10 protein-coding genes and 1 pseudogene are annotated in these 8,603 nt (G+C 64.2%); 6 read left to right on the top strand and 5 right to left on the bottom strand.

Annotated elements, in window-relative coordinates; translation table 11 throughout:
* The first annotated feature begins 139 nt into the window (after window positions 1–139).
* From Q0288_RS10865 to Q0288_RS10850, 4 genes are all read left to right on the top strand, one after another.
* The gene (locus Q0288_RS10865; protein WP_299430297.1) at window positions 140–1,486 is read left to right on the top strand and encodes an efflux RND transporter periplasmic adaptor subunit; all 1,347 of its coding nucleotides are present in this window, start codon (window positions 140–142) and stop codon (window positions 1,484–1,486) included.
* Window positions 1,483–2,196, top strand: coding sequence for an ABC transporter ATP-binding protein (locus Q0288_RS10860; RefSeq protein ID WP_299430295.1), 714 nt, complete (start codon window positions 1,483–1,485; stop codon window positions 2,194–2,196). Before Q0288_RS10865 ends, Q0288_RS10860 begins: the two co-directional genes overlap by 4 nt.
* Window positions 2,193–3,473, top strand: coding sequence for an ABC transporter permease (locus tag Q0288_RS10855; protein WP_299430293.1), 1,281 nt, complete (start codon window positions 2,193–2,195; stop codon window positions 3,471–3,473). The genes Q0288_RS10860 and Q0288_RS10855 overlap by 4 nt, the downstream gene beginning before the upstream one ends.
* Window positions 3,474–3,579: 106 nt before the next feature.
* Window positions 3,580–4,116 (top strand): hypothetical protein, encoded by a 537-nt coding sequence (locus Q0288_RS10850; protein WP_299430291.1) that lies wholly within the window; start codon window positions 3,580–3,582, stop codon window positions 4,114–4,116.
* A 156-nt stretch (window positions 4,117–4,272) separates the two neighbouring features.
* Here Q0288_RS10850 and Q0288_RS10845 read toward each other — a convergent pair whose 3' ends face one another.
* The 3 genes from Q0288_RS10845 to Q0288_RS10835 form a co-directional block, all read right to left on the bottom strand.
* On the bottom strand, window positions 4,273–4,785 hold the full coding sequence (locus tag Q0288_RS10845) for a DUF402 domain-containing protein (RefSeq protein ID WP_299430289.1): 513 nt from the start codon (window positions 4,783–4,785) through the stop codon (window positions 4,273–4,275).
* A 77-nt stretch (window positions 4,786–4,862) separates the two neighbouring features.
* Window positions 4,863–5,831, bottom strand: a complete 969-nt coding sequence (locus Q0288_RS10840) for a branched-chain amino acid transaminase (protein ID WP_299430287.1) — start codon at window positions 5,829–5,831, stop codon at window positions 4,863–4,865.
* Window positions 5,832–6,039: 208 nt separating this feature from the next.
* Window positions 6,040–6,861 (bottom strand): DUF721 domain-containing protein, encoded by an 822-nt coding sequence (locus Q0288_RS10835; protein WP_299430286.1) that lies wholly within the window; start codon window positions 6,859–6,861, stop codon window positions 6,040–6,042.
* Between the two features lie 79 nt (window positions 6,862–6,940).
* Here Q0288_RS10835 and Q0288_RS10830 point away from each other — a divergent pair, with 79 nt between their 5' ends.
* Both Q0288_RS10830 and Q0288_RS10825 read left to right on the top strand, forming a co-directional pair.
* Window positions 6,941–7,279, top strand: coding sequence for a hypothetical protein (locus Q0288_RS10830; protein ID WP_299430284.1), 339 nt, complete (start codon window positions 6,941–6,943; stop codon window positions 7,277–7,279).
* A complete protein-coding gene (locus tag Q0288_RS10825; RefSeq protein WP_299430282.1) occupies window positions 7,248–7,682 on the top strand; it encodes a TSUP family transporter in 435 nt (144 codons plus the stop codon). Before Q0288_RS10830 ends, Q0288_RS10825 begins: the two co-directional genes overlap by 32 nt.
* 4 nt (window positions 7,683–7,686) lie before the next feature.
* Here Q0288_RS10825 and Q0288_RS10820 read toward each other — a convergent pair whose 3' ends face one another.
* Window positions 7,687–8,049, bottom strand: a complete 363-nt coding sequence (locus Q0288_RS10820; protein ID WP_299430280.1) for a hypothetical protein — start codon at window positions 8,047–8,049, stop codon at window positions 7,687–7,689.
* Between the two features lie 3 nt (window positions 8,050–8,052).
* Window positions 8,053–8,603: pseudogene (gene recF, locus Q0288_RS10815) on the bottom strand (DNA replication and repair protein RecF); the annotation flags it as partial.

Below are 8,603 nucleotides of genomic sequence, written 5' to 3'. Positions count from 1 at the left end.
TCGCTGCACAAAACCCGTTTGGTTAATTCATACTAGATATCATTCCCCTCCAAATCAAGCCTCGAGGTTCATCTTCACCAAATCTTCGCATTCCGTACACCGAACATTGGGTATCCTGGGAGAACATCGAGGGGTGAACATGACTCGTTCCCGTACCCGAATGCGCGTACCGTGGTTTTGGTGGGTTGGCATTATAGCCCTGGCGGCTCTGGGGGTGGGGGCCTATTTGTGGCTGCGGCCCAAGCCCAGCTCGAGCCCCACCCGCAGTGTGGAGACCGCCACCGTGCAGCGGGGGGTGTTCCGGGTTTCGGTCTCGGGGCCGGGCACCCTCGAGGCCGTCCAGACCCTTTCGGTCAAGCCAGCCGTAAACGGCACCGTGCTCAGGCTGCCCACCGTGGGCGACCGGGTGCAAAAAGGGCAGCTCATCGTGCAGCTCGACCCCACCCAGTACAGCCGCGCGCTGGACAATGCCCGGTTGGCCCTGGAAAAAGCCCAGGCCAACCTGGACAAACTGCGGGCCGACCAGGCCAGCGCCCAGGCCGCCAACCGGCAGAACATCGCCAGCGCCGAGGTAGCCTATGCCAACTCGAGGCGCGACCTCGAGGCCGCCCGCACCAGCCTGCAGGCCAGCCAGAAGCTCTACGACCTGGGCGGAACCAGCGCCCAGAGCCTGCAAAGCGCCCGCGACGCCTACGCCCGGGCCCAGGCCAGCCTGGAAATCGCCCAGGTTAACCTGCACACCGCCCGGCAGGCCCTCTCGCTCAAAAACAACGCCAACACGCAGGATCTGCGCAACGCCCAGATTGCCTTAGAGCAGGCCCGCCTCGAGGTCAAAAACGCCGAGGAGAACCTGGCCGAGACCAAAATTTATGCGCCTTTTGGCGGAGTGGTCTCGGAGGTGAATGCCCAGATAGGCAGCATCGGGGTGGGGGCCACGGTCAGCAACAGCACCGCCCTGCTCACCCTGATTGACGATAGCAGCATCGCCCTACCGGTGCAGATTGACGAGAGCGAGATCGCCCGGGTTAAGGTGGGGCAAAAAGTCGAGGTCGCCCTGGATGCCTTCAGCGGCGAGACCTTTGAAGGGGTGGTGACGGCCATCTCGCCCAGCGCCCGGATTCAGCAAAACATCGCGGTCTTCTATGTCACCGTGAATGTGCCCAATCCCGAGCGCAAACTCAGGCCGGGCATGACCGCCGAGGGCGAAATCATCGCCGAGGAAATTCGCGAAGCCCTGACCGTTCCCAAACGGGCCGTGCAGACCGTGCGCAACCGGGCCTATGTGGAGGTGCAACTGCCGGATGGCAGCCAGGAAACCGTGCGGGTCACGCTGGGGCCGGACGACGGGGCCAGCCAGGTGATTCTGGAGGGCCTGGAACCACGCCAGACCGTCATTCTGCCCAGTCGGGTGCAGTCTACTTCCACCACGAGCGGACCGGGTGGCCTGCGCCTGCCCATTGGAGGGCCCCCAGGAGGCGGGCGATGACGGTGGTCTCGCTGAATCAGGTGTACAAGGTCTACCGCTCGGGGGCCATCGAGTTCGAGGCCCTCAAGGGCGTTTCGCTGGACATCCGCAAGGGCGAGATGGTGGCCCTGATGGGGCCGTCGGGCTCGGGCAAAACCACCCTGATGCAGGTTATCGGGCTGCTGGATCGCCCCAGCCAGGGAAACTACGTGCTCGCAGGCCAGGACGTAACCACCCTCAGCGAAAACCAGCGGGCCGAGGTGCGCAACCAGGAGATCGGTTTTGTCTTTCAGGCTTTCCACCTGCTGCCGCGCCTGAACGTGCTGGAAAATGTGGAGGTGCCGCTGACCTATGCGGGCTTCACCCCGCAGGAAAAGCGCGAACGGGCCGCAGAGGTTCTGACCAAGGTCGGGTTGGGCGATAAGCTGCGCAACCTGCCCTCGCAGCTCTCGGGGGGGCAGAAGCAGCGGGTCGCGGTGGCCCGGGCCCTGACCATGCGCCCCTCGATCCTGCTGGCCGACGAGCCTACCGGCAACCTCGACTCCCGAACCGCCGCCGAGGTGATGCGGCTCTTTCAGGAACTCAACGACGAAGGCACCTGCGTTATTGTCGTGACCCACGAGGCCGAGATCGCCGAGTACACCGGGCGCATCGTGCGCATCCGTGATGGGCAGATCGAGTCGGACGGCCCCAATCTCCAGCGCAAGCGCCCGGCAAGAGGGTTTGCATGAACCCCTCTACGGCCAAAAAAACTCGTTCTGGCGTGGCAGGGTTGAACCCCCGACAGGTTTTCTCGATTGCCTGGCGGGCCATCCTGGGAAACCCCCTGCGCTCGATTCTGACCACGCTGGGGGTGATTATCGGGGTGGCGGCGGTGATCGCTCTGACCATGGTGGGACAGGGCTCCACCGCCAACATCACCCGCTCGCTGCAAAGCCTGGGCACCAACCTGCTCACCGTCTCGAGCGCAACCGGCGGTCGCGGTGGGGGTTTTGGTCTGGTGCGTACCGGGGGGCAGCAGACCATCACCCTCGAGGACGCCGAGGCCATCCAGGCCGCATTCACGGGCCGGGTGGCCGGGGTGGCCCCGGCCTCGCAGGGCAACCAGCAGGTCAAATTTGGGGCCAGCAACCTGAATGCCACCGTGATTGGCACCTGGCCCGACTACGCTACCGTGCGCAACGCCCAGCCCGACCAGGGCAGCTTTTTCTCCCAGGCCGATGTGCAGGGCCGACGCCGGGTCGCGGTAATTGGCTATGGCATCGCCCAGGACTTGTTCCAGGGCAGCGACCCCCTGGGCCAGCGCCTGCGCATTGCGGGCATCTCCTTTACGGTAGTGGGGGTTTTGTCAGACCGGGGAGACTCCGGCTTTGCCAGCCCCAACTACCAGATCATGGTGCCGCTTTCCACCTACCACCAGCGCCTCTCGCGCAGCAGTGCCGGGGAGCCCAGGGTGAATGCCGTCTACATCCAGGCCCCCAACAAGGACTCGCTCGCGACCCTCCAGCAAGACCTGACCGAGTTCATGGCCGTGCGCCGCAAAGCTGCCGACCCCGAGACCTACGACTTCAGCGTGCAAAACCAGGCCGATGCGCTGGCCTCGGTGGGCCAGGTGACCCAGACCATGACCCTGTTTCTGGGCGGTGTAGCCGGGATCAGCCTGCTGGTGGGCGGCATCGGCATCATGAACATCATGCTGGTCTCGGTGACCGAGCGCACCCGCGAGATTGGCATTCGCAAGGCCCTGGGGGCCAAGCCCCGCGACATCCTGACCCAGTTTCTGGTGGAGTCGGTGGTGCTCTCGGTGGGGGGCGGCATCCTGGGTATCTTTCTGGGGCTGGCGATGGCTGGCAGTGTGGGGCAACTGCTGCGCGTGACCCCGGTCTTCGACCCCTTCAGCATGGTGCTGGCCTTCGTGTTCTCGGTCGCGGTGGGGGTTTTCTTCGGCTACTATCCCGCTTCGCGGGCGGCCCGGCTCGATCCGGTAGAGTCGCTCCGGTATGAGTAGCCAAAAGCCCAGGGCCAAAGGCCAAAAGCAATAGATTATAGACCTGACCTTTCTTTACCAGTTCTACACAAAGCAGTTGCAGACTACGGGCGTTGGAGGAGCGTGCATGAAGAGACTGATGAGCCTGCTGGCAACACTGGCTTTGGGTTTTGCCCTGGCCCAGGGAGGGCCGCCCAACCTCAGCCCGGAGGTGCGGCAACGCCTCGAGGCCTACCGTCCGGTCTTCGACCTGGTGGGCACGATTGGCCTGATGGACGAGGTAGAGCGGCAGCGGGGTCTGGCTTTCACCAGGGCCCAGGCCACCCGCCTGCTGCCCATCCTGCGGGACTTGCAGACCCGCACCGACCTCAAGCCCGCCGAGGCCGAAAGAATCCTGACCAGCATCGAAAACAACATCCTCACCCCGGCCCAGCTCAAGTGGATGGATCAGACCCTCTTGCAGCGCCGCGAGGAGGCCCGCCAGCGCCGGGAGGGGGGCGGGCAGACTCCCCAGACCGGTCAGGGCAACATCCAGGGGCCACCGGGCGGACGCGGCGGCCCGCTCCAGGCCATCGCCCAGGGCAAGCCGTACAACCCTTTCAGGGAACAGCCCCGCACCGCCGATAACCTCAAAAACCTGATCGCGTGGTTGAGCAAAAAATAGACTTCCCTCCAAGCGCTGTTTTTGGCCCTGGAGTTTTCGAGAAGATGGGCAGAAACCGGCGGATATTGCGAAACAAAGCCCTCCCCCGCTGATGGGAGGGGGTCGGTGATGCATCAGGAAACCCGGTGGGGCGCCCCTGCCGGCGCTGTTGCGTTCTCACGGGGTGGACGATAGACCCCAGTCCCATTCCAGCACGATGCCCTGGGCTTGCAGGGTACGCTCGAGGTTGTTTTGGTGCTGACCCAGCCGGTTGATCAGGTCGTGCAGGGTCTGGGTGGCCAGGAAGACCTCGTCCAGGCGGATCAGGCCCGCGCCCACCGCCCCGAACAGTTCGTGGGTATCCAGCAGGGTGAGGGTTCCGTTGCGGGCAATGCCCAGATCGAGATACAGATCCCTGACCTTCAGAATGGGCCCCTCCCGCTCGACCTGCACGATGTCAATATAAAACTCGAAGGGGTACTCGCCCTCGTGGGGGGTGTACTGGCAAATTTGCAGGTGTTGTTCGGGCAGGATATGGGCCTTCCAGTAGCGGTAGGCAGGATGAGCTACAAAGGCCCGCTCGAGGTAGACCCCGTGGCGGTGTTCGTGGTAGAGCGCCACCGGAAAGGCCCCCGCCTTGACGGTATGGATTTTGGCGGCCAGATCGTGGATCTCAACCTTGAGGCGCATGGATAAGTCTATAGCCGATAGCGTATAGTTGATAGCCGATCGCTATTTATCGTTTGCTATAGGCTATTCGCTATCAGCTATTCGCCTGACTGCACATAGGTCAGCCAGGACTCGTACCGGGGGTTTCTGCCCTGCACCACGTCCATGTAGGCGGCCCGGAGTTTCATGGTCTGCTCGCCGGCCTGGCCGCTGCCGATGGCCCGGTGGTCGAGGTACGAGATCGGGGTAACCTCGACGGCGGTGCCGACCATGAACATCTCGTCGGCCATGTAGAGCTGGTCGCGGGTAGCCCGCACCTCGCGCACCTCGTAGCCCATATCCCGGGCAATGGTGATCACCGAGTCGCGGGTGATGCCCATCAGGTTGACCGAGTGCTCGATAGCGTACAGGGTCTTCCCCTTGAAGAAGAAGATGTTCTCCCCCGAACCCTCGGCCACGTAACCTTCCTTGTCCAGCAGCAGGGCTTCATCGGCCCCGGCCTGCTGGGCTTCCACTCGGGCCAGGGCGCTGTTGACATAGTTGCCCCCCACCTTGGCCTTGCCGGGCATAACGTTGGCGGGAAAACGGGCCCAGGACGAGGTAATCAGTCTGGCCCCCTTGCGCACGGCCTCATCGCCCAGGTAGGTGCCCCAGTCCCAGGCCGCTACCATCACCTCGGCGGGGTTGTTGGGCAGCGGGTTGACCCCCAGGCTATGGGCCCCCATCCAGGCCAGCGGGCGGATGTAACAGCTCTGGTAGCCGTTTTCGCGGATCACCTGCTGGATGGCCTGATCCACCTGCTCCGGGGTAAAGGGCATCTCAAACATCATCACTTTGGCGCTGTGGAAGAAGCGCTCGGTGTGTTCTTGCAGCCGGAAGACAGCAGGCCCGCTGGGGGTCTGGTAGGCCCGGATGCCCTCGAAAATGCTGGTGCCGTAGTGCAGGGCGTGGGACAGTACCGAGACCCTGGCTTCTTCCTGGGACACCATCTTCCCGTTGAACCAGATCCGCCCGGCCCTGATCCGGCTGTCGCCACCGATACTTTTGGGTTTGGTTTCCGTTGCCATGGTCTCCTCCAGATCTGAGTGCTGTACCTCTGATGGGCTGCGGTACCCTCGTCCACAAGCGAAATAGCCAAAAGAGTGGTCGTGCTAGACGTGGGTACGGGCGATCAGGTATCCGCGACCCCTGCAAGAAGTCTAATAGATCCAACCCCTCCCGGTCTGACCCGGATGCCCCTGGTGTGCAGACTGGGACGTGCTTTTGACGCTTCCATCATACCTCTTTGAGCAGCGAGCCCAGCGTATCGGGCAGCAGGTGGCGGTAGGCCCGAACCTCCTTTTCGCCGGTGCGAAGCTGCAAATAGCGCCGTGCGGTGTCTTGCAGGATGGCGATCAGTTCGGGCTGCTGGATGGCCTGGGGCAGCAGGTCGCGCAACTGGGCCTCGAGGCGGGTCTGGGCCAGGTAGCGGGCCGCGCTCAGGGCGTGGGCCTCGAGGCGGGTCTTGAGCGGATAGCGGGTCAGTCGCCCGGCCTCGCGCTGTACTGCGGGGTCGGATAGCAGCCTCTGGCACGGCTTGCAGGGGTGTTGGTGGCTGGGAGCCCCGCAGATGGGGCAGGGGGGGTAGGGCTGCTCCTTCTGCTTCTGCAACACGGCCTTTCCGGCCCGTAAAATTGCAGTCTGGAGGTCTTCCGGCAGGCGCTCCGCTAGCCGGCGAAGCCCTGCTTCTTCTTCCGGGGTGAGTTTGGGCAGGTGGGCGGATCTGCTGGGTTTGGATTTTTTCTCGGCCCCCACCCCACGGCCCGGCTCGGCGCTGGCCTGAAAACGCAGTTCCTGCACCTGGCCGGGCAGCTTGTCCTGGTAGCGCTGGACGAACTCCTCGCGCAGGTAGGTAAGCTGGTGCGCGACCACCGGGTCGCAGGCCCGCACGAACAGCACCCCGTCCTCGAGGCGCTCGGCCTCGGTCAGTTCGCTCAGGGCTGGCCCGGCAATGCTGGGCCACAGCGCCAGGGCCTGACCCCGCCGAATACCTGCACTCAGCCCTTTTTGGCGCAGGATTTTGGCGACGACCTCGGCGGACTGTTTGGTCTTGGGCATGCCTTACAGGCTAGGGAAAAATGGCTGCTTTGGCTACTGCCTTGCCCACCCTGGAACGGATCGGGGTATGGTAGCCGCAATGGACCTAACCCCCCAGGCCTGGACGGTGGCCTTGCTGGCCGCCTGGCTGGTGGGGGCTTCCAAGGCTGGCCTGGTGAGCGCAGTTACCCTGGCGGTGGTGCTGTTTGCCAGCATCCTTCCAGCCCGCGAGGCCACCGGCGCCCTGCTGCCAGTCCTGATCTTCGCCGACTTTATTGCCGTCAGGATGTTGCGCAAGAGTGTGCGCTGGCAAGAACTCCTGCGGATTTTTCCCTGGACAGCGGCAGGGGTCGGGTTGGGAGTGGTGGTGCTCTACTTCAGCAACGACCCGCAGGTGCAGCGCCTGGTTGGAGCCATCATCGTGGGCACAATTCTTTAACCAGCTCTACCGCAAAGCCAGGGGGCTGGATAATCTGGCCCTCTCGGAGCATCCTGCCTTTGCGCCCAGCATGGGCATAGCCGCAGGATTCACCACCATGGTCGCCAATGCTGCCGGGCCTTTTGTGCTGATCTATATGCTGGCCATGCGGATGGGCAAGCTCGAGGTGGTCGGGAGCATCGCGTGGTTCTTTCTGGTGGTCAACCTGTTCAAACTTCCCTTTGCGGCTGGACTGGGCCTGGTTACCGGGGAGTCGCTTCTGTTCAACCTGTGGCTGGCTCCGGCAGTGGTGCTGGGGGCCGTTGCAGGCCGCTGGCTGCTGGGTTTTATCCATCAGGGCTTCTTCGAGTGGATGGCCCTCAGGCTAGCCTTGCTGGGCGGAGGGTACTTGCTGGTAACGTGAACTTTCAGCGCCTGCGCTTCCTGGGCTGGCCGGATCGTGTCGAGCGGGAGACGGGTTTCGCTGCAGGCGGGGCGGGGGTTCGGCTCGAGTCTGCTCCCAGCCGCCGCAACGACCCGACCGAGGCGACCAGCAGGCCCAGGGAGATAGCCAGCGCAGGGATGGCGGTGCGAAACAGGCCCGGATGAACCTGCTGTCCAGAGGGCAGGGTCACCGGGTCGCTGGCGCTCATAAGCAGCGGAGCGTAAGGCGCCAGACGCACCAGGGTGAATCCAGCGAGCAGGGCCACAATTCCCGCCAGAATAGCCAGAGAGAGCAGTAGCGCCCAGGCCACGCCACGCCTGGCTTCCTGAATGGCGTCAGGGTTCATAGTCTAGCTCCAGACCCCCGCCTCAATTTCCACCACCGTACCGCTGCCAGGAGTCTCGAGCCCGGCCAGAATGGCCTGGGGCAGGCTCTGGGCGTAGGCCAGCAAAGCCCCCCGCCGGCGGGCATCCAGCTCGGTGTTCCACTCGTCCACCAGCAGCAGGGGCGCTTCGTCGTGGTGTTGCCAGAGCAGGCGGTGTTCGGCCAGGCGCAGGGCCAGCGCGATGCTGCGGCACTCGCCCCGGCTGCCAAACCTGACTGCCTCGCGGCCCGAGAGCAAAACAACCAGGTCGTCGCGGTGGGGGCCCACGCTGGTCACGCCGCGCCCCAGGTCGTCTTGCAGGTTGTCCTCCAGCGCCCCCAGAAAGCGCTCCGGGTCTACCGTCTCGGACAACTCCAGGCTCAACTCGCCCGGTGCAAGTTCGCGGTAGGCCTCGCGGGCCAGCGGGCCGAGCCTGGCCAGCATCCGGCGGCGCAGGCTCAGGATCTCGCTGCCATACCGGATCAGCTCCTGGTTCCAGATGCCGATGGAAGCCTGGATTGAACCCGGCTTGCCCC

Source organism: uncultured Meiothermus sp., assembly GCF_937863175.1.
GTDB lineage: Bacteria > Deinococcota > Deinococci > Deinococcales > Thermaceae > Meiothermus.
This window is presented reverse-complemented; position numbering and strand designations above follow the sequence as displayed.